The following is a 25547-nucleotide window of genomic DNA, read 5'->3' as shown; positions in this document are numbered from 1 at the left end:
CCGGCGCGCTGAACCGGTGCGCGCCATGTCTCGGGCGGCCGTGCTTGCCGGTCCCGCTGGCCCTGCGCTCTAATCCGCCCGGGGACACGCGATGCCACGGGAGGCGTCCATGGGGTGGGGAACACGGAGTGCGGGCATCCTGCTGGGATGCCTGGTGGCGGCGAGCGCGCACGCACAGGTCGATCTGGAGCCGTTCCTGAAGAAGGACGTGCTGGAGACGCTGAAGATCTCGCCGGATGGCACGTACTACGCCATGACCGTGCCGATGGAAAACGAGACCGTACTGGGCATCGTCCGCCGCTCTGACGGCAAGGCGATGACCCGGATCGGTGGCGGCGCCGACTCGGTGATCGACGATTTCTGGTGGATCAGCGACGATCGCGTGGTCGTATCGAAGGCGGTGAAATACGGCTCGCGCGATGCGCCGTACGCGACCGGCGAACTGTATGCCGTCAATGCCGATGGCAGTGCGCGCCGGCAGATCTTCGCGCGCTACGGCCTGGATGGCAGCGGGCTTCAACCCTATGCGGCCTATGTCATCGGCACGCTGCCGGACGAACCGCGCAAGGTGCTGGTGAGTGTCTTCGCGCTGGATACCAGCGTGCCCAATACGCGGGTGGAACTGCTGGATACCTTCACCGGGCGCCGCGACACGCTGGCTTCCGCCCCGGTCAAGCGGGCGCGCTTCGTGTCCGATCCCGCGGGACAGGTGCGCTTCGCAGTGGGCGCCGGCGACGACAACGTCAGCAAGCTCTACCACCGTCCCAGCCGCGGCGAGTCGTGGCAACTGGTCAATGACGAGGCCAAGAGCCGTCGCGTCGAATGGCCCCTGGGCTTGTCGGAAGACGGCGCCACCGCCTACCTGCGCGTCGAGCAACCGCAGGGCCCGGACACGATCGTCGCGCTCGACACCGTGAGCGGAAAGCGCAGCGACGTGCTGCGCGACAAGGTGGTGGACCCGTACCTCGTCATCCACGGCGGCGAGGCAGGGCGCACGCCGCAGGGCGCGTTCTTCATGCACGACCGGCTACGCACCGCCTTCTTCGACGAGACGTCGGACACGGCGCGGATGTACCGCAAGCTGGAGCGTTCGTTCCGTGGGCTGTCGATCGCGATCACCTCGGGCACCCGCGATGGCCGCCTGAAGGTCGTGCATGCGTGGAGCGATACCAACCCCGGCGACTTCTTCCTGTTCGACACCACCACCAATGCCGCCGACCTCATCTTCAGCCGGCGCCGGTGGTTCGATCCGGCAACGCTATCGCCCAGCGAGCCGGTCACCGTGCAGGCGCGCGACGGCTTGCCGCTGCACGGTTACCTGACCCGGCCGCTGGACCATGGCGGCAAGGCGCTGCCCCTGGTGGTGATGCCGCATGGCGGACCCTTCGGTGTCTCGGACGGATGGGAGGTCAACGACGAGGCGCAGATGCTTGCGCGTGCGGGCTACGCCGTGCTGCGCATCAACTACCGCGGCTCCGGCAACTACGGTCGCGCGTTCCAGCAGGCGGGCGCCCGCCAGTGGGGGCGCACCATGCAGGACGACATCACCGATGCGACGCGCTGGGCGATCGCGCAGAAGATCGCCGATCCGCAGCGCATCTGCCTGTACGGCGCCAGCTACGGCGCCTATGCCTCGCTGATGGGGGTGGCCAGGGAGCCCGATCTCTACCGCTGCGCGGCGGGCTACGTGGGCGTGTACGACCTGGCGCTGATGCACAAGCAGGATTCGCGCGACAGCAGGGCCAGTCGGACCTGGGTGGAGGATTGGGTCAGCGACGATCGCGCGAACCTGGCGGAGGCGTCGCCCACCACGCTCGCATCGCGCATCCGGGTTCCGGTGTTCCTGGCCGCGGGCGGCAAGGACGAGATCGCGCCGCAGGCGCACAGCGAGCGCATGGAGAAGGCACTGAAGGCGGCCAACGTGCCGGTGGAAACGCTGTACGTGCGCACCGAAGGCCATGGCTTCTACGCCGAGGCGAACCGCCGGACCTACTACACGCGGTTGCTGGACTTCCTGTCGCGCCATCTCGGCGGCGCGAAGGCGAAGTAGTCAGGCGCCGACGCGGCGCCGTACTTCGTCGAAGTCGCGCACCGGCCGCACTTCGATGCTGCCGGTGCCGATCCACGGGAACGCCTGCGCGATCCGCACCGCCTCGTCGAGGCTGTCGGCTTCGATCAGGTTGTAGCCGCCGAGGATTTCCTTCGTCTCGGCGAAGGGGCCGTCGACGATGCTGGTTTTGCCGCTGCGCACGCGCACGGTGCGCGCGGTGCTGCCGTGTTCGAGCTGCTGCGATTCGATCAGCGTGCCCTGCGCCTTCAGTTCGTCGGCGTGGGTGATGCAGCCATGCATCATGCGGTCGAACGCGCCATCGGGCAGCGCTTCGAGCAGGGAATCGTCCGTATAGATCATCAACAGGAACTTCATGCGCCCTCCCGGCCTACGTGCAGGCCGGGATTGTGCCACGCGGTCGTGTTCACGCCGCGTGCCGCGGCATCCCGCCGCTTACTCGGCCGCAGGCGAGCGGTACCACGCTTCCACGGTGCCCTTGACCTTCATGGTCATCGGGTTGCCGCGGCGGTCCTTCGACTTGCCGACCGGCACGCGCACCCAGCCCTCGCTGATGCAGTACTCCTCCACATTGTCGCGTTCCACGCCGTTGAAACGGATGCCCACGCCGCGATCCATCGCCTCGGCGTCATGGAACGGGCTGCGCGGATCGGAGGACAGGCGGTCGGGAGGCGTATCGGACATGAGAGGGCGGTGTGCGGAGAACGGGTGGGCAAGGATACCCGAAGCGACCGGGTCACCAGGCCACGCGGTTGCGGCTGCAGGCGAGCGTGGCCCGCAGCGTCAGCCTTCCGCGACGCGGATCGGCGTCGAGCCGGGCCGGGTCGGCGATGGCGGGCGCGCGGAAGGCGCCGCCATCGTGGACCAGCAGGCGATTCCAGCGCGCCGGCACGGTCAGCGCATGGGTGAAGCTGGCACTGGACGCCTGCGGAAATCCGGCGGCGATCGCATGGCGCAGGGAGAACTCCTCCGGCGGCAAGGCCTCGGCGTCATGTTCGAGCTGTTCGACCTGCTGCGGCGAAACGCGGGGCAGGAAGAAATGGGTGCCGCCCAGGCTGGGATCCTGGAAGAGGAACAGTTCCGCCAGCACCAGGCATTGATCCTGCTCGAACGCGCGCTGTCGACGCGGCAGCCAATGCGCCGGCGCGAGTGGTGGCGGTAGTGCGGTCATCAGCGAAAGGCGGCTGGCGCTGCGCAGTACGCGCCGTACGCCGAGGGCATGGCGTGCGTGGTCGCGGAGGACGTCGTGCAGCAGCGCCGTGAAGTCCTCGGGCATGGGCAGGTGCAGGCCGGGGAACACGGCGGCGGGCGCCGGCTGGAAGTCCTCGCGATAGGCTTCCGCGAACGCGGGCAGCCGCTCCGGCGCCAGCAGCGCGTCGTCGATCACGACGCAGACATGGCCGTGGCCGATGGGCATCTGCTGTACCACGGGACGCGGGTTGAACATGGCGCGGCCTCCCCGCAGGCCGGCGCGGGCCTGCGCCGCCACGATAGACCCGCACGGGGCGCAATACAAAACCCGGTGGACGCCGTGACGGACATGGACGTGGTCGGCGCGTACCATGGCGCCGCCTTTCCGTTTCCACGGCATCCGCCATGCTCCCCGACCACGAGTTCGACCCCGACGACAACTTCCGCCATGCCTTCGACGATGAAGACGACATGGACCTGGACGACACCGAGGCGCTGGTCTGGAACCTGCTGGTGCTGATCAATCCCGGCGACGAGGAAACCGCGCTGCGCCAGTTCGCCGCCTACCGCGACGCCAGCGGCGAGGAGGGTGCCGAACCGGACCAGGTGCTGTGGACGCTGAAGGATGCGATCGACTGGACATCGGGCTTCTACGTCGACTGGAAGGACACCGAGTCGTTCATCGACTGCGTCAACCAGCTGGCCGCACGCTACGCCCTGGAAATCGACTGGGGTGGCGACACCAGCGACGAGGATTTCCTCGAGGGCACCGACGTGCCCGCGCTGATGGCCGTCGCCTACGACCGCCTGCGCGAGCATGGCTACACGCTGTGGAACTGGAACACCGGCAGCGATGCGTATGCCGGCTGGATGGCGTTGCGCCGCGACGACGACGGCATGCAGCAACTGGCCGCGGTGATGGGCGTGGAGATCCGGCCGGGCAGTGACGCGTTCTGATCACGGCCGGGGCTGGCGCGCTAGACTCCGGAAAACCCTGCACCGGAAGAATCCCGTGATGCGCCTGTTGCTGGCTTGCCTGGTGTTGTTCGCGACGTCCGTCGCTGTTGCGCAGGACGCAACGACACTGCTGTCACCGGCCAAGCCCAAGGCACCGGAAGCCATCGCACTGGCCGAGATCCCCGGGCGCGCCGATGCCGACGAGCGTTACGCGGAGGAGGTGTCGCTGCGCGCGGCCCGTGGCAATCCATTGGGGAGGTTGGTGTCGCGGCTGGCGGCCATCGAGCAGTCGGTGGCGCAGAAAAATGGCCTGTTCGCCTACGGCGAGCTGCGCACCCTGCCGGTGGTAAGGCTGGAAAGCATGGAGCGCCACTGGAAGTTCGACGCGCGGCAGTACGCACGCTGGCGTGCCGACATGCAGGCGGCGGTCGCGCCCTATGCCGAAGATGCCGCTGAACTGTCGTTGCGACGCGCGGACTGGGATCTCACCCGCAAGGAGATGGCATCCGACAGCACGCCGGAGGCATTGCGTTCGCGCGTGGACGGCGTCTCAGCGCGGCTGCAGCAGGCCGAACAGGCGCTCTCGTCGCCGCTCGCTGAGCAGATCGGACTGGGACGGCGTGCGAACCTGCTGGCGGCCCGCATCCAGTCCGGTCAGCAGACGATCAACGATGCGATCGCCTACAGCGACCGCCGGCTGCTGCGATTGGATGCACCGCCGCTGTGGCGGGTCGAGAATCCCGGCGCGCTGCGCGACGACATCGCCGGCAGGCTCACCCGCGAGATCCAGTCCGAGAACAGCTTCGTCGCCCAGTACGCTGCGGCTGACATGGGCAACCAGCGGCTGCTGCAAGCCCTGCAACTGCTGCTGTTGCCTGTGCTGCTGTGGGTCGCGTGGCGCCATCGGCGCCGCGGCGTGGATCCCTCTGCCGTGCTGGCGACGGACGCCGAGGAGCGCGTGATCCAGCGCCCATTCTCGACCTGGCTGCTGTTGTCGATGATCGGCGTGCTGGTGCTGGAGCCGAATGCCCCGCTGTTCGTGCATCAGATCGCCATGCTCATCGCCCTGGTGCCGGTGCTGCGGCTCATGCCGCAACAGGGACGCCGCCTGCTCGGGCCGTGGCCCTACCTGGCCACCGCGTTTTACCTGCTGCAGCGGCTGTCGGTGCTGCTGATGGCCAGCGACTACCTCTACCGCCTCTACTACCTGCTGCTGGCGGTGCTGGCACTGGCCGCGACGGCGTGGCTGCTGTGGCGCTCGCGAGGGCAACGTTTCGCCGGCGTCGCGGGCAGCGCCGGCCGGCTGGTGCATGCGCTCGCGTGGACGGGCGTGGCGGTGCTGGTCGTCTCGGTCGGCGCCAACGTGGTGGGCAATGTCTCGCTGGCGGAAATGCTGGCCTCGGGCATCATCGAGAGCGGCTACTTCGCGCTGGTGCTGTACGCGGCGGTGACCGTGTTCGAGGCCCTGCTGCGCAGGCTGGGCGCGCGCCGCGGCGTTCGTCGGTTGTGGCTGATGCGCCGGCATGGCGGAACCTTGCTCGAGACGCTGGCGCGCTGGGCGCGCGTCGCCGCGGTAATCGGCTGGTTCGCCTACACGATGAGCCGCTTCCGTGTGTTCCGGCCGGTGTATGACACGGCGAAGGCGATCGTCACGCATCGCTTCGAGTACGGCGAGCTGTCGGTCAGCCTGGGCCACGTGCTGGTGTTCTGCATCGGCGTGGTGCTGGCGGTGTGGGTTGCGAGGACGCTGCGTGCCCTGCTGCGCGAAGAGGTCCTGCCACGCATGTCGCTCCCGCGCGGCGTCGGCAACAGCGTGGCCTCGCTCAGTTACTACGCGCTGCTGCTGCTGGGCCTGCTGGCGGCACTGTCGGCCGCGGGCTTCAAGATCGGGCAGCTCGCCTTCCTGTTCGGCGCGCTCGGCGTCGGCATCGGCCTGGGCCTGCAGGACGTAGTGAAGAACTTCGTCTCCGGGCTGATCCTGATGTTCGAGCGGCCGGTGCAGCCGGGTGATGCGGTGGATATCAGCGGCACCACCGGGCGCGTCCGCGCCATCGGCATGCGCGCCACCACGGTGCGGACCTACGATGGCGCCGACGTGGTGGTGCCCAACGGCATGCTGCTGGCCGACAAGGTGACCAACTGGACGCTCACCGACCAGAACCGGCGCGTCGACGTGGACCTGGGCGTGGCCTATGGCAGTGACGTAACGCGGGTGATGCAGCTGCTGCAGGAAACCACACGCGCGACGCCCGGCATCGCCGACGATCCGGCACCCGCCGTGCTGTTCACCGGCTTCGGCGCGAGTTCGCTCGACTTCGCGATCCGCGCATGGACGCACCAGTTCGACGACTGGTCGACGATCCGTAGCGACCTGATGTCGCGGCTGTACGCAGCGCTGGCGGGTGCGGACATCGAGATTCCGTTCCCACAGCAGGACGTGCACGTGCGTACCGTGTCCGAGGACGTGCTGCGCTCGCTGGTGGCGCGGCCCGAGCCGCCGGTGGACCCGGCACCGCGCTGATCGTGTCTGGCGTGTCGATCGCCGGCGTCTTCGCTCGTCGCCATGGAAACAGCCGGAGTTTCACCATGAGACGACCCTTCGATGTCCAGCGCATCGACCACCTCGTCCTCCGCGTCGCCGATCTGGCGCGCAGCATCGCGTTCTACGGCGACGTGCTCGGTTGCCACGTAGAGCGGCGACGCGACCACCTCGGGCTCGTGCACCTGCGGGCCGGCGCGTCGATGATCGACCTGGTCGCCATCGACGGGAAACTCGGTGCGCGCGGCGGTGCGCCAGCGGGTGCCGAGGGTCGCAACGTCGATCACCTGTGCCTGCGCATCGAACCGTTCGACGAGTCCGCCCTGGTCGCGCACCTTGCCGCCTTCGGCGTGGTGCCGGACGGTCCGGCGGACGTGAACTTCGGAGCGGAGGGCGACGGTCCGTCGCTCTACTTCCGCGACCCGGATGGCAATACCGTCGAACTGAAAGGACCGGTCGACGGCGCCTGACGCGTCAGGGCGCGGCGGTGGTCTGCGGGGCGACGGGCGCGGACAGCGACGCAGGCGCAGCGGCCTCCACGGCCATCTCGGGCATCGCCGTATCCGCATCCGGCAACGGTGCGCCGGGTGCCAGCAGCTTGCCTTCGCCCTGCAGCGCGTCTTCCGCGGCCTTGGTCATGACGACGATGCTGATCCGACGGTTGATCGGATTCTGCGGGTTCTGCTTGTCGAACAGCACCGCCGACGACAGGCCCACCACGCGCGACACCTTGTCTTCCTGCATGCCGCCGGCCACCAGGGCACGGCGCGCGGCGTTGGCGCGCTCGGCGCTGAGTTCCCAGTTGGTGTAGCCGCGGTTGGAGGCGTACTGGGTGGTGTCGGTGTGGCCGGTGATGCTGATGTGGTTCGGCACCTGGTTCACGAAGCCGGCCAGCTCGGCGAGGATGGCCTGTGTGTAGGGTTTCAGCACGGTCCCGCCGAGGTCGAACATCGGCCGGTTCTGCTGGTCGACGATCTGGATGCGCAGACCTTCCGGCGTCAGGTCGAGCAGCAACTGGTCCTTGAACGGCTCCAGTGCCTGGCTCTTGCCGATCGCTTCCTGCAGCGCCTGCATCAGTGTTTCCAGACGCTGCTTCTCCTGTGCCTTCTGCTGCTCCTCGCTGGCTTCCTGACCCTGGCCCGGTGGCTTGGTGAACGGGTCGTCGCTGTCGCCCTTGGGCAGGTCCATCGTGCCGCCGAGCTTGATCATCGACGTGCTGGCGCCGCCCGGTCCGTTCGGTCCCGGCGCTGGCGAAAAGCTCTTGCCGCTCAGCGGGCTGGGATTGCGGAAGTATTCCGAGATCGCCGCGCGTTCCTTGTTGGTAGTGGCGCCCATCAGCCACATCACCAGGAAGAACGCCATCATCGCGGTGACGAAGTCCGCATAGGCGACCTTCCACGAGCCGCCGTGATGGCCGCCGCCGGCGACCTTCTTGACCCGGCGGACGATGATGGTGGGACGCTGCTCGCTCATCGCCGTGGCTTACTTGTTGGCCTTGAGGTGGGCTTCGAACTCGGCGAACGGCGGGCGCACGTCCGAGGGCAGCGTCTTGCGGGCGAACTCCAGCGCGACGGCCGGGTTGTAGCCGCGCAGGCAGGCGAGCAGGGCGGTCTTCACCGATTCGTACATGCGGCTGTCCTGCTCGACCTGCGCCTCGATGGCGGCGGCCAGCGGCGACACGAAGCCGTACGCCAGCAGGATGCCGAGGAAGGTGCCGACCAGCGCGGCGGCGACGTGCGCGCCGACCGCGGCGATGTCGCCGCCGATCGAACCCATCGTCACGATGATGCCGAGCACCGCGGCCACGATGCCGAAGCCGGGCAGACCGTCGGACACCTTCTGCAGCGCATGCGCCGGGGCCATCGCTTCGTGGTGATGCTTCTCCAGCTCCAGCTCGAGCAGCGGTTCCAGTTCGTGCGGTTCGATGTTGCTGCCGACCATCAGGCGCAGGCACTCGGTGAGGAAGTCGAGCAGATGGTGGTCGGCGAGGATCTTGGGGTACTTCTGGAACAGCGGGCTGTTGGCCGGGTTCTCGATGTGCTCTTCCAGCGACATGAAGCCGTCGCGGCGCGCCTTGTTGAGCATCTCGTGGATCAGCGTCAGTACGTCCAGGTAGTCGGACGACTTGTACTTGGCGCCCTTGAACACCGACAGCGTGGCGGCGATCGTGCTCTTCACCACCTTGGTCGGATTGCTGGCCATGAAGGCGCCCAGTGCGGCGCCGCCGATGATGACCAGCTCGAACGGCTGCCACAGCGCGCCCAGCTTGCCGTGCGAGCCGAGGTAGCCGCCGATCACGCTGAGCGTGACGATGATGAAGCCGACGATGATGAGCATGGTGACGCAGCCGCAGGGTGGGGTCACCCAAGGATCGGCCCGGTCGGCGGTTTCTTGAGCGGCGACCGTTCGTCGGCCGCTGGTCCGGAGTGACCTTCGGCAGGGTTGACTACAGTTGTCGTCACGGGCATGTTGACGACAATTGTAGTCACCAGGCGAACCCATGTCCGGCAAGGCCCGCAAGTCCATTGGCGACCAGGAACTGGCGCTGCTCCAGCATCTGTCCGAACACGGCGAAGCCAGCGTCGGCGAGGTCGCCGCCGTGTTCGGCGAGACCCGCGGGCTGGCCCGCTCCACCGTGCTGACGATGATGGAGCGGCTGCGCGCCAAGGCCTACCTGCGCCGCCGGCAGGTGGACGGCGTCTACCGCTACGCGCCCGTCGCGCAGTCGGACGACGTGATGCGCAGCGCGGTCGGCAGCTTCGTCGAGAAGACGCTGCAGGGCTCGCTGTCGCCGTTCGTGGCGTGGATGTCGCAGCGCACCGAGGTCAGCGACGACGAACTGGCCGAACTGGAGGCGCTGGTCGCCAACCTGCAGTCCAAGCGCAAGGAGGGCTGAGATGGATGTCATCGCGCTCGCCGACGCCGTGATCGACCGCCTGCTCGCGGTCGGCCTGCAGTCGCTGATCCTCGCCGCCCTGGTCTGGGCCCTGTGCCGCTACCTGCCACGCCTGGATGCGCGCACGCGTGCCTGGCTGTGGTGGCTGGTGGCCACGCAGATGGTCGTCGGTCTGGTCTGGCATGCGCCGGTCGCGTTGCCGTTGTTGCCGGCAACGCCTGACGTCGCGCCAGTCGTGGTGGCGATGGCCGCAGCATCGTCCGCGCCCGCCGCCGCCACGATGACGGTCGCGCCGCTGGCGACCACTCAGGCATCGCGGATCGACACCGGCGTCCTGCTGCTCGCTGTCTGGCTGGCGGGCGTGGCGGTGATGCTGGCGAACACGCTGCGCCACGCCTGGCGGTTGCGGGGACAGATCGCTCGCGCCCGTCCGTGCCGCGATCGCCGTGCACGTGCCGTGTATCTGACGCTGGCGGACCGTATCGGTGTCGCCCGCGTGCCCGCGCTGCTGGTCAGCGACGACATCGATTCGCCGATGCTGGCGCGCCCTTGGCGCCCCGTCCTGATGCTGCCGGCCGCCAACGTCGCCGCCATGAGCGACGACGACCTGCACATGGTGCTGCACCACGAACTGGCGCATCTGCAGCGTCGCGACCTGTGGTGGGCATGGATGCCGGCGCTGGCGCAGCACCTGTTCTTCTTCCACCCCGTCGCGCACCTCGCTGCGCGCGAGTACGGCTTCGCCCGTGAGGTCGCCTGCGACGCCGTCGTGCTCGCCGACGAACGCCATGCGGCCCATGACTACGGACGCCTGCTGGTGAAGCTGGGCGTCTCTTCCGCTTCCGCACCCGCACTGGCGGGCGCTTCCCCCACGTTCCGCATCCTCAAGAGGAGACTGATGATGTTGCAGTCCACGGATTCCCCCCTTCGCGAAGGCGCGCTGGTGCTGATCATCGGCATCATGGCGCTGGCCGTCATTCCCTACCGCGTGACCGCGCGCACGGCGCCAGTGGCCCCTCCGGTGGTGGCGCCCGCAGCGGTGCCCGCACCTGCTCCCGTCGCCGACCCCGTCATCGCGCCCACACCGTCGGCGGCACCGCGGCCCGTCCTCGTCGCTGCCGCGGCTGACATGCCTGCGCCTCCCGCGCCTCCCGCACCGCCGAAGGTCGCACCGCCCGCACCGCCACCGAAGCCGAACGTCGCGCCGCCGGCACCGCCGCCGCCGCCCGCCGCGCCCCGCGTCACCGGCATGTTGAGCATCAGCGACTCCCGCAACGGCGATGCCTATGTGCTGATCGATGGCGACGACGTGACGATGGCCGGCCACAGCGACGACATCCGCACGGCCCAACGCCTGAAGCAGGGCAGCGCGCCGGTGATGTGGGTGCGCCAGGATGGCAAGCAGTACGTCGTGCGCGATGCGGCCACCCTGCAGCGCGTGAAAGCCGCGCATCTGCCGGTCCAGCAACTGGGCGAACAGCAGGGCAAGCTGGGAGAGCAGCAGGGTGCACTGGGCGAACGCCAGGGCAATCTGGGCGCGAAGCAGGGCGAGCTCGGCGGGAAAATGGCCGCCATCGCGGCCGAACAGGCCAACGCCGCCGTGCAGGGCAAGGCCGCACGCCAGGCGGAGATCGATCGCCGCATGGATGCGCTCGCGGACGAACAGGAGCAGCTTGCGCGCCAGCAGGAAGTCCTGGCTCGCCAGCAGGAGCCGCTTGCGCGGCAGCAGGAAGCGCTGGCGCGCAAGCAGATGGCGGCGACCGACAAGATGCAGCGCGACGTCGACCGTCTGCTGGGCGAGGCCATCCGCAGCGGCAAGGCCCAGCAGCTCTGAGGGACATGGGGCGCCGTGGACGTTGCCGTCCACGGTGCCAGGATCAGGACGCGTCCGCGTCCCGTCCGCTCCACTGCGATCGCGCGATGCGGATGATCGCGCGGACCTGCTCGCGGTCGCGGTGGCGGGAGATGGCGACGGCGCCGAGCCGCAATGCGTGCTCGCGCAAGGCTTCGTTCACGTCGTAATGCGCGCCGCTGCGCTTGTCCTGGAAAGCGCGTCGCGGCATCCCCAGCCGGGCCGCCATCGCATGCAGTTCGTCCAGCGTGTCGGCCATCAGGTGGGCCCAGCGCTGTCCGCGCCAGAGCGTCACCGGGTCGTCCACATAGACGCTCATCGCGGCGCGGTAGCCTTCGGCGGCCGCACCATGCGGTCCATCAGATGCTCCAGCGTCGCCGGCAGGTCGCCGCAGCGGCCCATGTGCACCGGCGAGGTCTGGATGATGGAACTGCGCTTGGCAGTGAGCCAGTGGAAGCGCGCGCGCGGCGCCAGCAGGCCGATCGGAGCGGCGGACTCGCCGCCGCGGCAGATCGCCGGGATGGTATCCAGGTGGCGACGCAGCGATTCGACGTCCAGCGTAGGATCGAGCGTGCGCAGTCGGGCTTCGTCCACTTCGATGCGGGCTTCGAGGAATCCCGCGCGTTCGCACGACAGGATGATGCCGACATTGGCGAATTCCTCGCGCTCCACGCGCGGCACCACGCGGATCACCGCGTAGTCGTAGGTGTCATGCGCGCGCACGGATCGCCTCCTGCACGAAGGCGTCGCGCTGCGCCAGGCGCTGCGTCAGGTAGTCCACGTACGCCGCGCGCTGCGCCACCGGTTCGCCGAACGCATCCGGCCCCTGCAGCCACGCATCGGGCACGTCGGCGACGATGCCGGCGATCGTGTCGCCGGACAGGCGCGACGCCAGTTCCGCATCGACCTCGGCCACACGCGATGCCCAGCGCAGCAGTACGTGGTCGCGGATCAGCGGGAACGGCTTGGCTGCGCCGGAGGTGTCGCCGTCCCAGCCGTGATGGAAGTACAGCGCCGCACCGTGGTCGATCAGGTACAGGCGGCGGTGCCACATCAGCAGATTCGTATTGCGGGCGGTGCGGTCGACGTTGCTGATGAAGGCATCGAACCACACGATGCGCGAGGCGAGGTCGGCGTCCGGTTGCTCTGCGACAGGATCGAAGTTCACCGCGCCGGGCAGGTAATCCATCGCCAGGTTGAGCCCGGCGCTGGCCTTGATCAGGTCCTGGATCTCGGGATCGCCCTCGGTGCGCGCGAGGTCGGCATCCAGTTCCATCACCGCCAGGTCGGGCATCGGCAGCTCCAATGCCTTCGCGAGTCCGCCGCAGATCAGCTCGGCGACCAGCGCTTTCGGGCCCTGGCCGGCGCCGCGGAACTTGAGGACATACAGGCCGTCGTCGTCGGCTTCGACCACGGCGGGCATCGAGCCACCCTCGCGCAGCGGGGTGACGTAACGGGTGGCGGTGCGGAGAGGGAGCGTCATCAGGCCGACAGGATACCGCGGCCGGCAAGACGGCTCAGGTGGAGCGCGACACGCCCATGCGCCGCAACGCCAGGAAGACCAGCACGCTGGACGCCACGCCGAGCAGCATGGCAAACGCCAGCCCGTGCGTGCTGTGGGCGAACGGCAGCCCCGGCAGGTTCATGCCGAACAGGCCGGCCACCAGGCTGGGCGGCAGCAGCAGCGCGGTGACCATCGACAGCACGTACAGGTGCCGGTTGGTGCGTTCGGCCAGCTTCGCCGCGACCTCGTCCTGCAACAGGCGCGCGCGTTCCTGCAGCGTGGCGACATCGCCATCGAGATCGTCGAAGCGCTGGTTGAGGCGCGACACCGTCGCCAGCAGGTCGTCGTCTTCCTCGGATACGTGGCGCTGCTCGAACTGCTTCAGCACGCGGCGCATCGCGGTGAGGGGCCGGTGCAGGCGCACGGTCTGGTGACGCAGTTGTGCCAGGTCGCGCCGCTCCTCGCCGATGCTGTCGGCCAGCACGCGGTCCTCGATGCGGTCCAGTCGTGTCGACAGGCTGTCGCTGCTGCGTTCCACCGTGTCGGCGAAATGCTCCACGATCGCTTCCAGCAGGCGCGCCGGCGAGGCGATGCGCGCGCTGCCGGTAATGCCGCGCCGTGCGGCTTCCACCGACCGCAGTGGCTGGCGGCGCGCGGTGACCAGCAACGACGGCGTCAGTGCAAAGTGCAGCCAGCCGATACCATCATCGCCGCGCAGTTGACCCTCGGCGGCGAGGTCGACGCCGCGCTGGTGCACCCAGTCGACGAACACGCCATGCGCGGCGTCATCCTCGCGCTGCAGATTGACGTAGGTGTCGGGCGACAACAGCGCCGCGCGGGCGTCGTCCGGAATGGGCAGCGTCGCCGCCAGCTGTGCGCTGCGCGCGTCGCTGAGATCCAGGTGCAGCCAATGCCAGGTTGCCGCCGCAGCGCCTCCGGACAGCGCGTCCGCCGGCTGCGCGCGACCAGTGGCGTCGAACCGGTACAGCCACAAGGCGCCGGGCAGGCCGGCGAGCGGCGACGAGGGAGCAGGAGGTGCGACAGGCGGCAACATGTTGCAGGCGTGCGGCAGCCACGGGTCAGGGAAATGACGGCCAGACTACTGCCGTCATATGCCGGTCTTATGACAGGCGGAGCGGCCGGCTACCCGGCGGGTTGCGCTTCCGCGCCACCGCGCTGCAGCGGGTCCGGCAGCGGCTCGTCGTTGGGCGTGAACGCCAGCGACACCGAATTCAGGCAGTGGCGCTCGCCGGTCGGCGGCGGACCATCGGGGAATACGTGGCCCAGGTGCGACTGGCAGCGCGCGCAGACGATCTCGGTGCGGACCATGCCGTAGCTGCTGTCGCGGATGCGGCCGATATGCGCTTCATCGACGGGCTGGAAGAAGCTCGGCCAACCGGTACCCGAATCGAATTTGGCGCTGGAGCGGAACAGCGGCAGCCCGCACAGGCGGCAGGTGTAGACGCCGTCCTGCTTGTTGTCGAGGAACACGCCGCAGAACGGGGCCTCGGTGCCGTGATGCAGCAGCACCCGGCGTTCCTCTTCGCTCAGTCCCGCGACCAGGGAGTCGCGCTGCGCGTCGGTGGGCGGGCTCAGGTCGAAGGCGGTCATGGCAGGACTCCGTGGGGACTGCAGGGGATATGGTGCCGCGCGCATCGCCCCGCAAGGCTGGACTATGATCCGCGCTCACGCCAGCCCTGAGGCACGGATGCGCCTGATCCCACCGTTCATTGTCATGATGCTCGCCACGCCGATGGCAGCGGCGCAGTCGCAGGATGTCTCCCCGTCGGCGTGCCTCGATGCGCGACAGGTCGCCGAGCTGCAGCAGGCCTCGCCACGGCAGCTGGCGGCGCTGGATCGCAGCGGACAGCGTTTCCGCGTCGACCTCGGCGAAGACTGTCCCGGCAGCCAGGGCGCCAAGGCGCAGCTGCTGGCGCGCGGCGGTCGCGTCTGCGGTACCGGCGGCGAGGCGGTGCGTATCGGCGGCGCGACGTGCCCGATCGTCTCCGTCGCCCTGGTCGACGCCCGCGAGTACGCCGGACTGGCGCGCGCGGCGGCCGCACTCGCCAACGACACGGCGGCCACCACGCTGGAGACGATCGAAGTGCGTGGCGAGCGCCGTCGTGGCTTCGGCGGTTCGTCCAGTTACTGTTTCGACACGCGCTACCTGCGCTCGTGGTCGGAAGACGGCAAGGGCATGCTGGTCGAAGTGTCGCCGAAGCGTTCCGGCGGTCATCGCTACTATCGCGTCGAGCTGCCGCAAAGCTGTCCCGACCTGGATGCCGCGCCCGCCATCAGTTTCCGTTCCGGGGTCGGCATCAGTCTGATCTGTGGCAATCCCGGCGACCGCGTCGTCGCGGAAGGGACCGGCGACGGCGTGTCGTTCGACGTGGCCGAACGTTTCCCGATCAGCGACGACGTCCGCCAGTCGCGATTCCGTCCGGGCATGCGCTTCCAGTGCACGGTGTCGGCGGTCTACCCGCACGAATCCGAAGACGGAAACGGACAGGCCCCGCGTTGAGCGGGGCCTGCAGGTGTCGATACCGTGGCGTCGATCAGGGCGTCGCGGTCAGCGCCGCGCCGCTGCGGAACTCCTTGCGCAGCCAGTCGTCGATCAGCCGCTTCTCGTAGCGCAGGTTGTCGGTGTTGTTGATCTGCGTCCCCATCAGGAACGCGTGGTCGACCAGCTTGCGCTCTCCCTCGGCCACCACCTGGCCGTCCGCTCCCTTCAGGGTGAAGGTGAGCGTCATCCGCGGTGGGTAGAGATCCTTCACGATGCGGATGTCGTTCATGCCCGAGCGCACGGTGGGCTCGTAGCGGCCCGCGCGATCGATGTCGGAGATGGTGACGTCCAGGGTCTGGCCGCGGGCAAGGCGCTGGCCTGCCTCATCACGGAGATAGGTGGCCAACTGGGTGACCCATGTGCCGCGCTCGGATTCCCAGCGGTTGCCGCTGTACTTGATCTCGCTGAACTGCGCGGGGTCGGTCCAGCTGACGCTGACGGCGCCGCCGTCCGCCGGCACGCTGCGGGGCAGGCTCGGATCGGTGACGTTCTTGGGCGCCGCCATGCCGGGGGCGGCGGTGGCGAGCGCGACGAGGGCGGTAAGCAGCAGGGCAGGCGCCTTCATGGCGGATCCTCCGTGGGTGTCACATAGAGTGTGCGCCCGGTGGCAGGGCCGGACAACCGCGTGGACGTGCGCCGTCGTGCGGCATTCAGTCGCGGTTTCCCGCCGGTTCAGAGGCTGCGCAGGCGCTCCACGTCGCGCACCGGTGGCGCGCCGAACATGCGGCTGTATTCGCGGCTGAACTGGGACGGGCTCTCATAGCCCACCCGGTGGCCGGCGCTCGCGGCGTCCAGCACCTCGCTGAGCATCAGCCGGCGCGCTTCCTGCAGGCGCAGCTGTTTCTGGTACTGCAGCGGGCTCATCGCCGTGACGGCCTTGAAGTGGTGGTGCAGCGCCGAGGCGCTCATGTGCACCTCGCGGGCGATATGGTCGATCCGCAGTGGCTTGGCATAGTGCTCGCGCAGCCAGTGGATCGCCTTCGCAACCCGCTGACCCTGGCTGTCGGCGATGCCGATGTGGCGCAGCATCGCGCCCTGCGGGCTGCACAGCACGCGGTAGAGGATTTCGCGCTCCACCAGCGGCGCCAGTAGCGGGATGTCGCGCGGCGTGTCGAGCAGCTTCACCAGCCGGATCGCGGCATCCAGCATCTCCAGGCTGCTGGGCTGCAGGAACAGGCCGCGCGACGGCGGCGGGAGCGGTGCTTTCGCCGATTCGGCCTCGGTGACCATCTCGGCGATGGTGGCCGCGGACAGCTTCAGCACCAGGCACAGGTAGGGCGCCTCGGCGGATGCCTCGGTGACCTGGCCGGTCACCGGCAGGTCCACGGACGCGACCACGAAGCGGCTGGCGTCGTACTCGTAGACCTCGTCGGCGAGGATCGCGCGCTTGGCGCCCTGCACGATCAGGCAAAGCGCCGCTTCCTGCACGCCGCGCATCGGCAGTTCCATGGGTGCGCTCAGCCGCGAGAAATTCAGCGCCGGAATGGCCGTGGTGTGGAAGCCGTCCTTGCCGGTGGATCGTTCAATCAGCCGCGCCAGTTCGCGGACGCGGTCGTCGAGGGGGGAGGCGATGTCGGGCATGGGCGTGCCTGCGGGACGGGCAAAAGGGATGGAAAGGAGTCTACGCAGCGCGCCGCAGGATGGAATGGCTCGCAGGCGGCCGCCGCAGGATCGGGCAAGGATCGTGGAGGAACCGGATATCGACGCACCCGCGGCGGCGCCCAGACTGCGCACCGTCCCGGCACAGCCTGTGCCGCGCTTCCCCCAACGAGGTGTCCCATGTCCGGAATCGAAGGAAAAGTCATCGCCATCACCGGTGCCAGCAGCGGCATCGGCGAAGCTGCCGCACGCGAACTCGCCCGCCGTGGCGCAAAGGTCGTGCTGGGTGCGCGCCGCACCGATCGGCTCGAAAAGTTGGTCGCCGAGATCGGGGCCGCGGGTGGTACCGCCCGTCAGCGCGCGCTCGACGTCACCCGCCTCGACGACGTGCAGGCGTTCGTCGACTTCGCCCGCAGCGAATTCGGCCGTCTCGACGTGATCGTCAACAACGCCGGCGTGATGCCGCTGTCGCCGCTGGCCGCGCTGAAGATCGACGAGTGGAACGCGATGATCGACGTCAATATCCGCGGTGTGCTGCATGGCATCGCCGCGGCCTTGCCGGTCATGCAGGCGCAGGGCGGCGGCCAGGTCATCAATGTCGCATCCACGGCGGGCCATCGCGTATGGCCGAGCGCTTCGGTGTACTGCGCCACCAAGCATGCCGTGCTTGCCATCTCCGAAGGCCTGCGCCAGGAGCACGACAATCTGCGGGTCACCGTGGTGTCGCCGGGCGTGACGACCAGCGAGCTTGCCGGAACCACCAGCGATGCCGACATCAAGGCATGGCTCGAGGACTTCCGCCAGGTGGCGATTCCCGCCGAGGCCATCGCGCGCGCCATCGCCTATGCCGTGGAGCAGCCCGACGACGTGGATGTCAGCGAAGTGATCGTGCGTCCGGCCGCGAGCGCGAACTAAGCTTTCCGCCGCGAGGGGTTGCCGTCGCGGCGGCGGGGGAGTGCAATGACGCACTCCCCCGCTTCAGGAACCCCCCCCATGGAATACCGCTACCTCGGCGCCTCCGGCTTCCGCGTGCCCGTCCTCTCCTTCGGCACCGGCACGTTCGGCGGGCAGGGTGCGCTGTTCAGTGCGTGGGGCAGCACCGATGTCGCCGAAGCACGGCGCCTGGTCGATGTCTGCCTCGACGCCGGCCTGAACATGTTCGACAGCGCTGACGTCTACTCGAAAGGTGCGGCCGAGGAAATCCTCGGCGAAGCCATCAAGGGCAAGCCGCGCGATTCCCTGATTATCTCCACCAAGGCCACCTTCCGCTTCGGCGAAGGCGAGAACCAGGTGGGTTCCTCGCGCCACCACCTGATCAACGCCGTCGATGCCGCGCTCAAGCGCCTCGGTACCGACTACATCGACCTGTTCCAGTTGCACGGCTTCGATGCGCGTCCACCGGTGGAAGAAGTGCTGTCCACGCTCGACACGCTGGTGAAGGCCGGCAAGATCCGCTACCTGGGCGTGTCCAACTTCTCCGGTTGGCACCTGATGAAGTCGCTTGCGGTCGCAGACCGTCATGGCTGGTCGCGCTATGTCGCGCACCAGGCGTACTACTCGCTGGTCGGCCGCGATTACGAGTGGGAGCTGATGCCGCTGGCCGCCGACCAGGGTGTCGGCGCGGTGGTGTGGAGCCCGCTGGGCTGGGGCCGCCTGACCGGCAAGATCCGTCGTGGGCAACCACTGCCGGAGAACAGCCGCCTGCAGTCGCAGACCGCGCAGGACGCCGGCCCGCAGGTCGAGCTCGAGTACCTGTACGACGTGGTCGATGCCCTGGACGAAGTCGCACAGGAAACCGGCAAGACGATCCCGCAGGTCGCACTGAACTGGCTGCTGCAGCGTCCCACGGTCAGCACGGTGGTGATCGGCGCACGCAACGAGGAGCAGTTGAAGCAGAACCTCGGCGCCGTGGGCTGGAGCCTGACGGCCGAGCAGGTCGCGAAACTGGACAAGGCCAGCCAGCGGCCGAAGCCGTATCCCTACTGGCACCAGGCCGGCTTCGCCTACCGGAATCCGACACCGGTCTGATGGCGTCGACGCGGGGCGGGAATCCCCACCCCGTTTCGTCTTGAGAGGTGGCGTGGCCTGCTAGAGTCGCGCGGTCCCCGTTCCCGCCCCTGGAGTTCCGATGCGCCTGCGTGTGCTTGCTGCCGTCCTGTCCGTCGCCTGCGCGCCCGCGTTCGCCGCGACCACCTATGTCAAGGCGGGGCGGCTGCTGGATGTCGAATCCGGTCGCGTGCTGACCGACCAGGCCATCGTCATCGAGGACGCGCGCATTACCGCCATCGGTCCCGCGGCCAGCACGCCGGTACCCGCGGGCGCGACGGTCCACGACCTGTCGACGAAGACCGTGCTGCCCGGCCTGATGGACGCGCACGTGCACCTGCACGGCGATGCCGACCTGCAGGGCTATCGTCGTCTGGCGATTTCCTTGCCGGCCGCCGCCATCAAGGGCGCGAAGAATGCGCGCACCACGCTGCTGTCCGGCTTCACCACCGTGCGCGTGCCTGGCTCACCCGGCTATGCCGACGTGGCGCTGCGCGATGCGATTGCCGCGGGCGAAGTCGACGGCCCGCGCATTCTCGCCGGCGGTGTCTCCATCGGCATCACCGGTGGGCACTGCAGCGACAACAACCTGCTGCCGGCCGAGTACAAGGCGGTCGGCGAGGGCGTCGCCGACGGTCCGTGGGCCGCACGGCAGAAGGTGCGGCAGAACGTCAAGTTCGGTGCCGACTTCATCAAGACCTGCTCCACCGGCGGCGTGCTGTCCAAGGGCACCGAAGTCGGCGCGCCGCAGTATTCGCTGGAAGAACTGAAGGCGCTGGTGGACGAAGCGCATGCGCTCGGCCGCAAGGTGGCTTCACACGCGCACGGCGCCACCGGCATCCGCAACGCACTGCTGGCCGGCGTGGATTCCATCGAGCACGCCAGCTTCATCGACGACGACGGCATCGCGCTGGCGAAGAAGAACGGCACGGTGCTGGTGATGGATATCTACAACACCGAGTACATTCTCGGCGAAGGCGAGAAGGCAGGCTTCCTGCCGGAATCGCTGGAGAAGGAGCGCCGCGTCGGCGCCACCCAGCGTGAGAACTTCCGCAAGGCGCACCAGGCCGGGGTCACCATGGGCTTCGGTACCGACGGTGGTGTCTACCCGCACGGGCTCAATGGGCGCCAGTTCTCGCGCATGGTGCAGTTCGGCATGACGCCGCTGCAGGCGATCCGTTCCGCCACGGTGATCAATGCGCGCCTGTTCGGCATCGACAAGGACGCCGGTGTGCTGAAGCCGGGTTACTACGCCGACCTGATCGCCGTCGACGGCGATCCACTACAGGACGTGGCTGTGCTGGAAAACGTCGGCTTCGTGATGAAGCAGGGCCGCGTCTACAAGAACACCGCGAGCGAGTGAGGCCCAGCGCATGTCCAAGCCCGTGAAGATCGATTTCGTTTCCGACGTCGCCTGTCCATGGTGCGCCATCGGCCTGGCCGCGCTGGAGCACGCGATGGCGAACATCGGCGGCGACCTGCAGGTCGAGCTGCACTTCCATCCGTTCGAGCTCAATCCCGATATGGGACCGGAGGGCGAGTCCATCGCCGACCATCTCGGCCGCAAGTACGGATTGAGCGCCGAGCAGCTGGCGCAGAACGGCGAGGCGCTGCGCCAGCGCGGTGAAGGGCTGGGCGTACGGATCGATCTGCAGAAGCGCGATCGGATCTACAACACCTTCGATGCCCATCGCCTGCTGCATTGGGCGGGTGAACTCGGAGTGACCCAACAGCACGCGCTCAAGCGCGCGCTGTTGCAGGCCTATCATGGCGAAGGCCGCAACGTGTCCGAACGCGACACGCTGGTGTCCATTGCCGGCGGGGCCGGGCTGGATGCCGCCGAGGCGCGACGCATCCTGGAGTCGGACACGTTCGCCGCGCAGGTCCGCGAACGCGAACACTTCTACCAGCAGCACGGCATCCGCGCCGTGCCCTCGGTGATCTTCAACGACCGTCACCTGGTGCAGGGCGGCCAGCCGGTCGAGGTGTTCGAACAGGCCTTGCGGCAGCTGTCGGGTCTCGCTGCCTGAGGATCTCAGCCGTGGCGGGCCAGCAGGATGGCTTCGTTGCTCGGCATCTCGACGACCACGGCGGTCTGGATGCCATGGTGCTGGTGCAGGGTGGCGGCAAGCAGCTTGGCGCTCTCGCGCGCATCACCCAGGTTGTCGAACCAGTCGCGGCCGTATTGGCCTTCGTAGAGTTGCCAGCCCTGGTCGTTGGCGGCAATGGTGAATAGCAGGCGGGGCATGACGGACTCCAGTCAACACGCCGGGCAGGGAACCGGCGTGCGAACTGTGCGCGAATGTGTCAGTTATCACATTCGGCGGACGCCCCGAATGCGCGTAGGAAAACTCCTACACGAACGTAGGGATGATCCATGGCTTCAGCGCAGCAATGGCTCCAGCGCCTTCCAGACGTGATCACGCAGCTTGGGTTGCGCGCTGGCGACAGGATGCAGGTTGTCCGCCTGGTAGGCGCTGCGGTCGAGCGCGATGGGCTCGAGCAGGAACGGCAGCAGGGCTGTCTTGTACTGGGCGGACAGCGCGCTGAAGTTCTGTTCGAACCCGCGCGTGTAATCGGGGCCGTAATTGGGCGGCATACGCATGCCGACCAGCAGCACCTTCGCCTTCGAGGCTTGGGCCGCCTTGATCATCTTCTCGAGGTTGGCGCGGGTCTGCACGAGCGGCAGGCCGCGCAGACCATCGTTGGCGCCGAGCGCGATGACGACGACGGCAGGCTTGTGGCGCTGCAGTTCCGCCGCGACGCGCGCCGCACCGCCGGCGCTGGTCTCGCCGCTGATGCTGGCGTTGACGATGCGCCAGCCCGGCTTCGTCTTGCCGATGCGGTCTCCGGTCAGCGCGACCCACCCCTGCGCCGGGGCCAGGCCGTAGGCGGCGGACAACGAATCGCCCATCACCAGGATGGTGCGCGCGCCCATCGCCGGTGCGGCGGCCGTGCTCTGTGCTGCGACGGGCCGTGCGAATAATGCGACGAGCAGCAGTAACGACAGGCTCGCCACCCATTGCATGCGTGCGCGAGGGGCCCCATACCTGTTCAAATTAAGAAACATTTAATCCGTGCTCCCGATGATTCGCGAAATGACCGACGAGACGATCATGGCCGACGCCAGCAGACTCCACACTGAAGCCGCCACCCGCCACGCCGTTCTGGACGTGCAGGGCCTGGGCAAGCATGTCGCACTGCCCGACGGCGCGCTGACGATACTCGACGACATCGGTTTCCGCATCGAGCATGGCGATACGGTCGCGATCGTGGGTGCTTCGGGCTCGGGCAAGAGCACGCTGCTGTCGCTGCTGGCCGGCCTCGATGTGCCTAGTACCGGTGCGGTGACGCTGGATGGCGAGCGCCTGTCCGACATGGATGAGGACGGTCGGGCACGCGTGCGTGGCGACAAGGTCGGCTTCGTGTTCCAGAGCTTCCAGCTGCTGCCCTCGCTGACCGCACTGGAGAACGTCATGCTGCCGTTGGAACTGCGCGGCGACAGCGACGTCGAAGGGCCGGCCCGGCAGATCCTGGAAAAGGTCGGCCTGGGCCAGCGTCTGGGCCATTACCCGCGCCAGCTGTCGGGGGGCGAGCAGCAACGCGTTGCGCTGGCGCGTGCCTTCGTCACGCGGCCGTCGCTGCTGTTCGCCGACGAGCCGACCGGCAACCTCGATACGCATACCGGACAGGCGATCATCGAGCTGCTGTTCGCGCTGAACGCCGATGCCGGTACGACGCTGGTGCTGGTCACGCACGACGATCATCTGGCAGCACGCTGCCAACGCCTCATTCGGCTGGACGCCGGCCGCCTGCAGGGTGCGGCCGCATGAGGACGCTGGCGCTGGCATGGCGCCAGCTGCGGCGTGATCTCGCCGCGGGCGATATCCGCATCCTGTTCGCGGCGCTGGTGCTCGCGGTCGTCGCGGTCACGTCGGTCGGCTTCGTCACCGATCGTGCCGAGCGTGCGCTGGCGATCGAAGCGAACCGCCTGCTGGGCGGTGACGTCGTCGTGCGCGGCGATGCGCCGCCAACCGACGCCCTGCGTGAGCTGGCCGCCGCGCCGGGCCTGCGCGTGACCGAGACGCAGGAACTGCAGAGCATGATCCGCGCGGGCGAGTCGCTGTCGCTGGGCGATCTGCGTGCGCTGGGCGAAGGCTTCCCGCTGCGCGGCAGCTTCCGCGTGGTCGACCGCACCGGGGGCATCGAGCGCGATGCAGACGGCATTCCTGTGCCGGGCACGCTGTGGATCAGCCAGGCCGGCGCGGAAACGCTGGGCGCGAAGCCGGGCGACGAGATCGGCATCGGCACGCGCACGCTGAAGCTCGCGGCGCTGGTGATGCAGGAGCCGGATGCGGCGCTGGACTACTTCAATGTCGCGCCGAAGGTGTTCCTCAACCTGGCCGACCTGCCGTCGACCGGACTGGTGCAGGAAGGCAGCCGCCTGCGCTATCGGCTGGTCGTCGCCGGTGATGCCGCAGCGGTCGAGACCTTCGCTGCGGCGGTGAAGCCACAGCTCGCGCGCGGCCAGCGGATGGAGACCATCCAGGACGCCCGCCCGGAAGTACGTTCCGCGCTGGATCGCGCCAGCCGCTTCCTCGGTCTCGCTGCGCTGGTGTCCGTAGTGCTGGCAGCGGTGGCTGTTGCGATGGCCGCGCGTCGGCACAGCGAACGCCATCTGTCGGGCACGGCGGTGATGCGCTGCCTCGGTGCGCAGCAGCGCACGCTGGTCGGCATCCATGTCGGTGAACTGATCCTGCTGGGGCTGGCGGCCTGCACGGTCGGCGTCTTGATCGCGTTCGGTCTGCAGTGGGGGATTGGCAGCTGGCTGCAGCAGTCGCTGAAGATCGACATTCCGCCGGCGGGCATGTTGCCGGCGGTGCAGGGTTACGGCGTCGGCATGATCGTGCTGCTCGCCTTCGGTGCGCCGCCGGTGCTGGCGTTGCGTCGTGTCCCCGCCTTGCGCGTGCTGCGGCGCGATCTCGACCGTACCGAACCGAGTGCATGGCTGGTCGCGCTGACCGGCTTCGTCGGCCTGGGTGCACTGCTGTGGTGGAAGGCGGGTTCGCCGACGCTCGGTACCGCGATGCTGGTCGGCATCATCGGCACGCTCACCGTCCTCGCGCTGCTGGCGTGGGCGCTGATCGTGCTGGTGCGCCGGTTGCGTTCGCGGCTGCGGGGCAGCCTGCGCTACGGGCTGGCCAATGTCAGTCGGCGCGCGGGCACGTCGATCGCGCAGGTGTCGGCGCTGGGCCTGGGCCTGATGGCGCTGCTGTTGCTGACCTTCGTACGCACCGATCTGCTCGACCGCTGGCAGCTGGCGCTGTCCGCCAACGCACCGAACCGCTTCATCATCAACGTGCAGCCGGACCAGGTCGATCCGGTGAAGACCTTCATGCAGGGGCGTGGCCTGTCGACGGTGGATCTCTACCCGATGATCCGCGGCCGCCTGGTCGAGCTCAACGGCAAGCCCACCAGCGGCGCGGACTACGAAGAGGCCGACGAGCGTACCCAGCGTCGCGCCGATCGCGAGTTCAACCTGTCGATGGCGACGACGCTGCGCGACGACAACAAGGTCACCGCAGGCGAGTTCTGGACCGGGCGCACGCCGGCGTCGCCGGAGCTGTCGGTGGAAGAGGAGTTCGCCGAAGGGCTGGGCTGGAAGCTGGGCGACCAGGTCGCGTTCGACATCGCCGGCCAGCGCTTCGAGGGCCGCATCACCAGCCTGCGCAGCGTGGACTGGGAAAGCTTCCGCCCGAACTTCTTCGTGGTCGCCTCGCCGGGCGCGCTCGATGGCTACTCGGCCAGCTACATCACCGCGGTCAGCGTGCCGTCGGGCGATGCCGCGTTCACCCGCGAACTGGTCAACCAGTTCCCCAACCTGTCGGTGATCGACGTGGAGGCGGTGCTCAACCAGGTGCGCAGCACGGCGGAACAGGTGTCGCAGGTCGTGCAGGTGGTGTTCTGGTTCTCGCTGGCGGCCGGTCTGCTGGTGCTGATGGCGGCGGTGAGCGCGAGCCAGGACGAGCGGCTGCTGGAAGGCGGGGTGATGCGCGTGCTCGGCGGCAGCCGGCGCCAGCTGCGGCTGGCGCAGGCATCGGAGTTCGCGGCCATCGGCCTGCTCGCGGGTCTGGTCGCGGCGATCGCGGCCTCCGTGCTGTCCGGCGTGGTCGCCACACAGGTGTTCGACTTGCCATGGAAAGCGAACTGGCAGCTGGCCGCCATCGGCGGCGGCCTCGGCATGCTCGCGGCGCTCGGCGCGGGCCTGTTCGCGACGCGCAAGGTACTGGATGCGCCACCGTCGGTGACGCTGCGCGAACTGCAGGGATGAT

27 protein-coding genes are annotated in these 25547 nt (G+C 68.6%); 13 read left to right on the top strand and 14 right to left on the bottom strand.

Going from position 1 to position 25547, the window contains the following annotated elements; translation table 11 throughout:
* Positions 1 to 109 precede the first annotated feature (109 nt).
* The gene (locus tag ACSQ1W_RS17235) at positions 110 to 2050 is read left to right on the top strand and encodes an alpha/beta hydrolase family protein (RefSeq protein ID WP_436044942.1); all 1941 of its coding nucleotides are present in this window, start codon (positions 110 to 112) and stop codon (positions 2048 to 2050) included.
* Here ACSQ1W_RS17235 and ACSQ1W_RS17230 read toward each other — a convergent pair whose 3' ends face one another.
* The 3 genes from ACSQ1W_RS17230 to ACSQ1W_RS17220 all read right to left on the bottom strand — a co-directional run bounded on the left by ACSQ1W_RS17230 (position 2051) and on the right by ACSQ1W_RS17220 (position 3515).
* Positions 2051 to 2425, bottom strand: coding sequence for a YciI family protein (locus tag ACSQ1W_RS17230; RefSeq protein WP_436044940.1), 375 nt, complete (start codon positions 2423 to 2425; stop codon positions 2051 to 2053).
* Positions 2426 to 2503: 78 nt separating this feature from the next.
* On the bottom strand, positions 2504 to 2752 hold the full coding sequence (locus ACSQ1W_RS17225) for a DUF3297 family protein (protein WP_192273788.1): 249 nt from the start codon (positions 2750 to 2752) through the stop codon (positions 2504 to 2506).
* A 52-nt stretch (positions 2753 to 2804) separates the two neighbouring features.
* Positions 2805 to 3515, bottom strand: coding sequence for a DUF6445 family protein (locus ACSQ1W_RS17220; RefSeq protein ID WP_436044938.1), 711 nt, complete (start codon positions 3513 to 3515; stop codon positions 2805 to 2807).
* Positions 3516 to 3664: 149 nt separating this feature from the next.
* Between ACSQ1W_RS17220 and ACSQ1W_RS17215 the strand changes: the two genes are divergently transcribed.
* From ACSQ1W_RS17215 to ACSQ1W_RS17205, 3 genes are all read left to right on the top strand, one after another.
* Entirely contained in the window at positions 3665 to 4216 is a 552-nt protein-coding gene (locus ACSQ1W_RS17215) for a DUF6630 family protein (RefSeq protein WP_192273786.1), read from the top strand.
* A gap of 58 nt (positions 4217 to 4274) precedes the next feature.
* A complete protein-coding gene (locus ACSQ1W_RS17210) occupies positions 4275 to 6737 on the top strand; it encodes a mechanosensitive ion channel family protein (RefSeq protein WP_436044937.1) in 2463 nt (820 codons plus the stop codon).
* Positions 6738 to 6802: 65 nt separating this feature from the next.
* Positions 6803 to 7225: a VOC family protein gene (locus tag ACSQ1W_RS17205; RefSeq protein WP_436044935.1), complete on the top strand. Its 423-nt coding sequence runs from the start codon at positions 6803 to 6805 to the stop codon at positions 7223 to 7225.
* Positions 7226 to 7229: 4 nt separating this feature from the next.
* On the opposite strand, the gene motB is transcribed toward ACSQ1W_RS17205, so the two are convergent.
* Together motB and motA are read right to left on the bottom strand one after the other, a co-directional pair.
* Positions 7230 to 8228, bottom strand: coding sequence for a flagellar motor protein MotB (gene motB, locus ACSQ1W_RS17200; protein ID WP_192273783.1), 999 nt, complete (start codon positions 8226 to 8228; stop codon positions 7230 to 7232).
* Positions 8229 to 8237: 9 nt separating this feature from the next.
* Positions 8238 to 9092: a flagellar motor stator protein MotA gene (gene motA, locus ACSQ1W_RS17195; protein WP_192273782.1), complete on the bottom strand. Its 855-nt coding sequence runs from the start codon at positions 9090 to 9092 to the stop codon at positions 8238 to 8240.
* A 163-nt stretch (positions 9093 to 9255) separates the two neighbouring features.
* Between motA and ACSQ1W_RS17190 the strand changes: the two genes are divergently transcribed.
* Together ACSQ1W_RS17190 and ACSQ1W_RS17185 are read left to right on the top strand one after the other, a co-directional pair.
* On the top strand, positions 9256 to 9651 hold the full coding sequence (locus ACSQ1W_RS17190) for a BlaI/MecI/CopY family transcriptional regulator (protein ID WP_436044933.1): 396 nt from the start codon (positions 9256 to 9258) through the stop codon (positions 9649 to 9651).
* 1 nt (position 9652) lies between these two features.
* The gene (locus tag ACSQ1W_RS17185) at positions 9653 to 11485 is read left to right on the top strand and encodes a M56 family metallopeptidase (protein WP_436044931.1); all 1833 of its coding nucleotides are present in this window, start codon (positions 9653 to 9655) and stop codon (positions 11483 to 11485) included.
* 43 nt (positions 11486 to 11528) lie between these two features.
* On the opposite strand, the gene ACSQ1W_RS17180 is transcribed toward ACSQ1W_RS17185, so the two are convergent.
* The 5 genes from ACSQ1W_RS17180 to msrB all read right to left on the bottom strand — a co-directional run bounded on the left by ACSQ1W_RS17180 (position 11529) and on the right by msrB (position 14618).
* Positions 11529 to 11822 carry a DUF4031 domain-containing protein gene (locus ACSQ1W_RS17180; protein ID WP_436044929.1) on the bottom strand — a complete coding sequence of 98 codons (294 nt, stop codon included), beginning with the start codon at positions 11820 to 11822 and terminating at the stop codon, positions 11529 to 11531.
* Entirely contained in the window at positions 11819 to 12226 is a 408-nt protein-coding gene (locus ACSQ1W_RS17175; protein ID WP_436044928.1) for a DUF3037 domain-containing protein, read from the bottom strand. Before ACSQ1W_RS17175 ends, ACSQ1W_RS17180 begins: the two co-directional genes overlap by 4 nt.
* On the bottom strand, positions 12213 to 12986 hold the full coding sequence (locus tag ACSQ1W_RS17170) for a HipA family kinase (RefSeq protein ID WP_436044926.1): 774 nt from the start codon (positions 12984 to 12986) through the stop codon (positions 12213 to 12215). The genes ACSQ1W_RS17175 and ACSQ1W_RS17170 overlap by 14 nt, the downstream gene beginning before the upstream one ends.
* 34 nt (positions 12987 to 13020) lie before the next feature.
* Positions 13021 to 14061, bottom strand: coding sequence for a CorA family divalent cation transporter (locus ACSQ1W_RS17165; protein ID WP_436044924.1), 1041 nt, complete (start codon positions 14059 to 14061; stop codon positions 13021 to 13023).
* An 89-nt stretch (positions 14062 to 14150) separates the two neighbouring features.
* Positions 14151 to 14618: a peptide-methionine (R)-S-oxide reductase MsrB gene (msrB, locus tag ACSQ1W_RS17160; protein WP_436044923.1), complete on the bottom strand. Its 468-nt coding sequence runs from the start codon at positions 14616 to 14618 to the stop codon at positions 14151 to 14153.
* Between the two features lie 97 nt (positions 14619 to 14715).
* On the opposite strand from msrB, the gene ACSQ1W_RS17155 reads away from it, so the two are divergent.
* Positions 14716 to 15528 (top strand): DUF6491 family protein, encoded by an 813-nt coding sequence (locus tag ACSQ1W_RS17155; RefSeq protein ID WP_436044922.1) that lies wholly within the window; start codon positions 14716 to 14718, stop codon positions 15526 to 15528.
* A 34-nt stretch (positions 15529 to 15562) separates the two neighbouring features.
* Here the strand turns inward: ACSQ1W_RS17155 and ACSQ1W_RS17150 are convergent, their stop codons facing one another.
* Positions 15563 to 16135 (bottom strand): DUF3016 domain-containing protein, encoded by a 573-nt coding sequence (locus ACSQ1W_RS17150; RefSeq protein WP_436044921.1) that lies wholly within the window; start codon positions 16133 to 16135, stop codon positions 15563 to 15565.
* A gap of 107 nt (positions 16136 to 16242) precedes the next feature.
* A complete protein-coding gene (locus ACSQ1W_RS17145; protein ID WP_436044919.1) occupies positions 16243 to 17151 on the bottom strand; it encodes an AraC family transcriptional regulator N-terminal domain-containing protein in 909 nt (302 codons plus the stop codon).
* A 198-nt stretch (positions 17152 to 17349) separates the two neighbouring features.
* On the opposite strand from ACSQ1W_RS17145, the gene ACSQ1W_RS17140 reads away from it, so the two are divergent.
* From ACSQ1W_RS17140 to ACSQ1W_RS17125, 4 genes are all read left to right on the top strand, one after another.
* A complete protein-coding gene (locus ACSQ1W_RS17140; RefSeq protein ID WP_436044918.1) occupies positions 17350 to 18084 on the top strand; it encodes an SDR family oxidoreductase in 735 nt (244 codons plus the stop codon).
* Between the two features lie 78 nt (positions 18085 to 18162).
* Complete coding sequence (locus tag ACSQ1W_RS17135; RefSeq protein ID WP_436044916.1) at positions 18163 to 19197, top strand: aldo/keto reductase; 1035 nt, start codon at positions 18163 to 18165, stop codon at positions 19195 to 19197.
* Positions 19198 to 19297: 100 nt separating this feature from the next.
* Positions 19298 to 20578, top strand: a complete 1281-nt coding sequence (locus ACSQ1W_RS17130; protein WP_436044915.1) for a Xaa-Pro dipeptidase — start codon at positions 19298 to 19300, stop codon at positions 20576 to 20578.
* A 10-nt stretch (positions 20579 to 20588) separates the two neighbouring features.
* Positions 20589 to 21245: a DsbA family oxidoreductase gene (locus ACSQ1W_RS17125; RefSeq protein ID WP_436044913.1), complete on the top strand. Its 657-nt coding sequence runs from the start codon at positions 20589 to 20591 to the stop codon at positions 21243 to 21245.
* Positions 21246 to 21250: 5 nt separating this feature from the next.
* Here ACSQ1W_RS17125 and ACSQ1W_RS17120 read toward each other — a convergent pair whose 3' ends face one another.
* Positions 21251 to 21463 carry a hypothetical protein gene (locus ACSQ1W_RS17120; protein ID WP_192273766.1) on the bottom strand — a complete coding sequence of 71 codons (213 nt, stop codon included), beginning with the start codon at positions 21461 to 21463 and terminating at the stop codon, positions 21251 to 21253.
* A gap of 135 nt (positions 21464 to 21598) precedes the next feature.
* On the bottom strand, positions 21599 to 22243 hold the full coding sequence (locus ACSQ1W_RS17115; RefSeq protein ID WP_436044911.1) for an arylesterase: 645 nt from the start codon (positions 22241 to 22243) through the stop codon (positions 21599 to 21601).
* 88 nt (positions 22244 to 22331) lie between these two features.
* Between ACSQ1W_RS17115 and ACSQ1W_RS17110 the strand changes: the two genes are divergently transcribed.
* Together ACSQ1W_RS17110 and ACSQ1W_RS17105 are read left to right on the top strand one after the other, a co-directional pair.
* Positions 22332 to 23048: an ABC transporter ATP-binding protein gene (locus ACSQ1W_RS17110; protein WP_436046234.1), complete on the top strand. Its 717-nt coding sequence runs from the start codon at positions 22332 to 22334 to the stop codon at positions 23046 to 23048.
* The gene (locus tag ACSQ1W_RS17105) at positions 23045 to 25546 is read left to right on the top strand and encodes an ABC transporter permease (protein WP_436044910.1); all 2502 of its coding nucleotides are present in this window, start codon (positions 23045 to 23047) and stop codon (positions 25544 to 25546) included. Before ACSQ1W_RS17110 ends, ACSQ1W_RS17105 begins: the two co-directional genes overlap by 4 nt.
* Position 25547 lies beyond the last annotated feature (1 nt).

The sequence above is a fragment of the Pseudoxanthomonas sp. LjRoot143 genome, assembly GCF_964252945.1.
Classification (GTDB): Bacteria; Pseudomonadota; Gammaproteobacteria; order Xanthomonadales; family Xanthomonadaceae; genus Pseudoxanthomonas_A.
This window is presented reverse-complemented; position numbering and strand designations above follow the sequence as displayed.

Coding starts and splice junctions, on each gene's coding strand:
- ACSQ1W_RS17235 (WP_436044942.1), top strand. CDS start 110: ATGGGGTGGGGAACACGGAGTGCGGGCATCCTGCTGGGATGCCTGGTG.
- ACSQ1W_RS17230 (WP_436044940.1), bottom strand. CDS start 2,425: ATGAAGTTCCTGTTGATGATCTATACGGACGATTCCCTGCTCGAAGCG.
- ACSQ1W_RS17225 (WP_192273788.1), bottom strand. CDS start 2,752: ATGTCCGATACGCCTCCCGACCGCCTGTCCTCCGATCCGCGCAGCCCG.
- ACSQ1W_RS17220 (WP_436044938.1), bottom strand. CDS start 3,515: ATGTTCAACCCGCGTCCCGTGGTACAGCAGATGCCCATCGGCCACGGC.
- ACSQ1W_RS17215 (WP_192273786.1), top strand. CDS start 3,665: ATGCTCCCCGACCACGAGTTCGACCCCGACGACAACTTCCGCCATGCC.
- ACSQ1W_RS17210 (WP_436044937.1), top strand. CDS start 4,275: ATGCGCCTGTTGCTGGCTTGCCTGGTGTTGTTCGCGACGTCCGTCGCT.
- ACSQ1W_RS17205 (WP_436044935.1), top strand. CDS start 6,803: ATGAGACGACCCTTCGATGTCCAGCGCATCGACCACCTCGTCCTCCGC.
- motB (WP_192273783.1), bottom strand. CDS start 8,228: ATGAGCGAGCAGCGTCCCACCATCATCGTCCGCCGGGTCAAGAAGGTC.
- motA (WP_192273782.1), bottom strand. CDS start 9,092: ATGCTCATCATCGTCGGCTTCATCATCGTCACGCTCAGCGTGATCGGC.
- ACSQ1W_RS17190 (WP_436044933.1), top strand. CDS start 9,256: ATGTCCGGCAAGGCCCGCAAGTCCATTGGCGACCAGGAACTGGCGCTG.
- ACSQ1W_RS17185 (WP_436044931.1), top strand. CDS start 9,653: ATGGATGTCATCGCGCTCGCCGACGCCGTGATCGACCGCCTGCTCGCG.
- ACSQ1W_RS17180 (WP_436044929.1), bottom strand. CDS start 11,822: ATGAGCGTCTATGTGGACGACCCGGTGACGCTCTGGCGCGGACAGCGC.
- ACSQ1W_RS17170 (WP_436044926.1), bottom strand. CDS start 12,986: ATGACGCTCCCTCTCCGCACCGCCACCCGTTACGTCACCCCGCTGCGC.
- ACSQ1W_RS17165 (WP_436044924.1), bottom strand. CDS start 14,061: ATGTTGCCGCCTGTCGCACCTCCTGCTCCCTCGTCGCCGCTCGCCGGC.
- msrB (WP_436044923.1), bottom strand. CDS start 14,618: ATGACCGCCTTCGACCTGAGCCCGCCCACCGACGCGCAGCGCGACTCC.
- ACSQ1W_RS17155 (WP_436044922.1), top strand. CDS start 14,716: ATGCGCCTGATCCCACCGTTCATTGTCATGATGCTCGCCACGCCGATG.
- ACSQ1W_RS17150 (WP_436044921.1), bottom strand. CDS start 16,135: ATGAAGGCGCCTGCCCTGCTGCTTACCGCCCTCGTCGCGCTCGCCACC.
- ACSQ1W_RS17145 (WP_436044919.1), bottom strand. CDS start 17,151: ATGCCCGACATCGCCTCCCCCCTCGACGACCGCGTCCGCGAACTGGCG.
- ACSQ1W_RS17140 (WP_436044918.1), top strand. CDS start 17,350: ATGTCCGGAATCGAAGGAAAAGTCATCGCCATCACCGGTGCCAGCAGC.
- ACSQ1W_RS17135 (WP_436044916.1), top strand. CDS start 18,163: ATGGAATACCGCTACCTCGGCGCCTCCGGCTTCCGCGTGCCCGTCCTC.
- ACSQ1W_RS17130 (WP_436044915.1), top strand. CDS start 19,298: ATGCGCCTGCGTGTGCTTGCTGCCGTCCTGTCCGTCGCCTGCGCGCCC.
- ACSQ1W_RS17125 (WP_436044913.1), top strand. CDS start 20,589: ATGTCCAAGCCCGTGAAGATCGATTTCGTTTCCGACGTCGCCTGTCCA.
- ACSQ1W_RS17120 (WP_192273766.1), bottom strand. CDS start 21,463: ATGCCCCGCCTGCTATTCACCATTGCCGCCAACGACCAGGGCTGGCAA.
- ACSQ1W_RS17115 (WP_436044911.1), bottom strand. CDS start 22,243: ATGCAATGGGTGGCGAGCCTGTCGTTACTGCTGCTCGTCGCATTATTC.
- ACSQ1W_RS17110 (WP_436046234.1), top strand. CDS start 22,332: ATGGCCGACGCCAGCAGACTCCACACTGAAGCCGCCACCCGCCACGCC.
- ACSQ1W_RS17105 (WP_436044910.1), top strand. CDS start 23,045: ATGAGGACGCTGGCGCTGGCATGGCGCCAGCTGCGGCGTGATCTCGCC.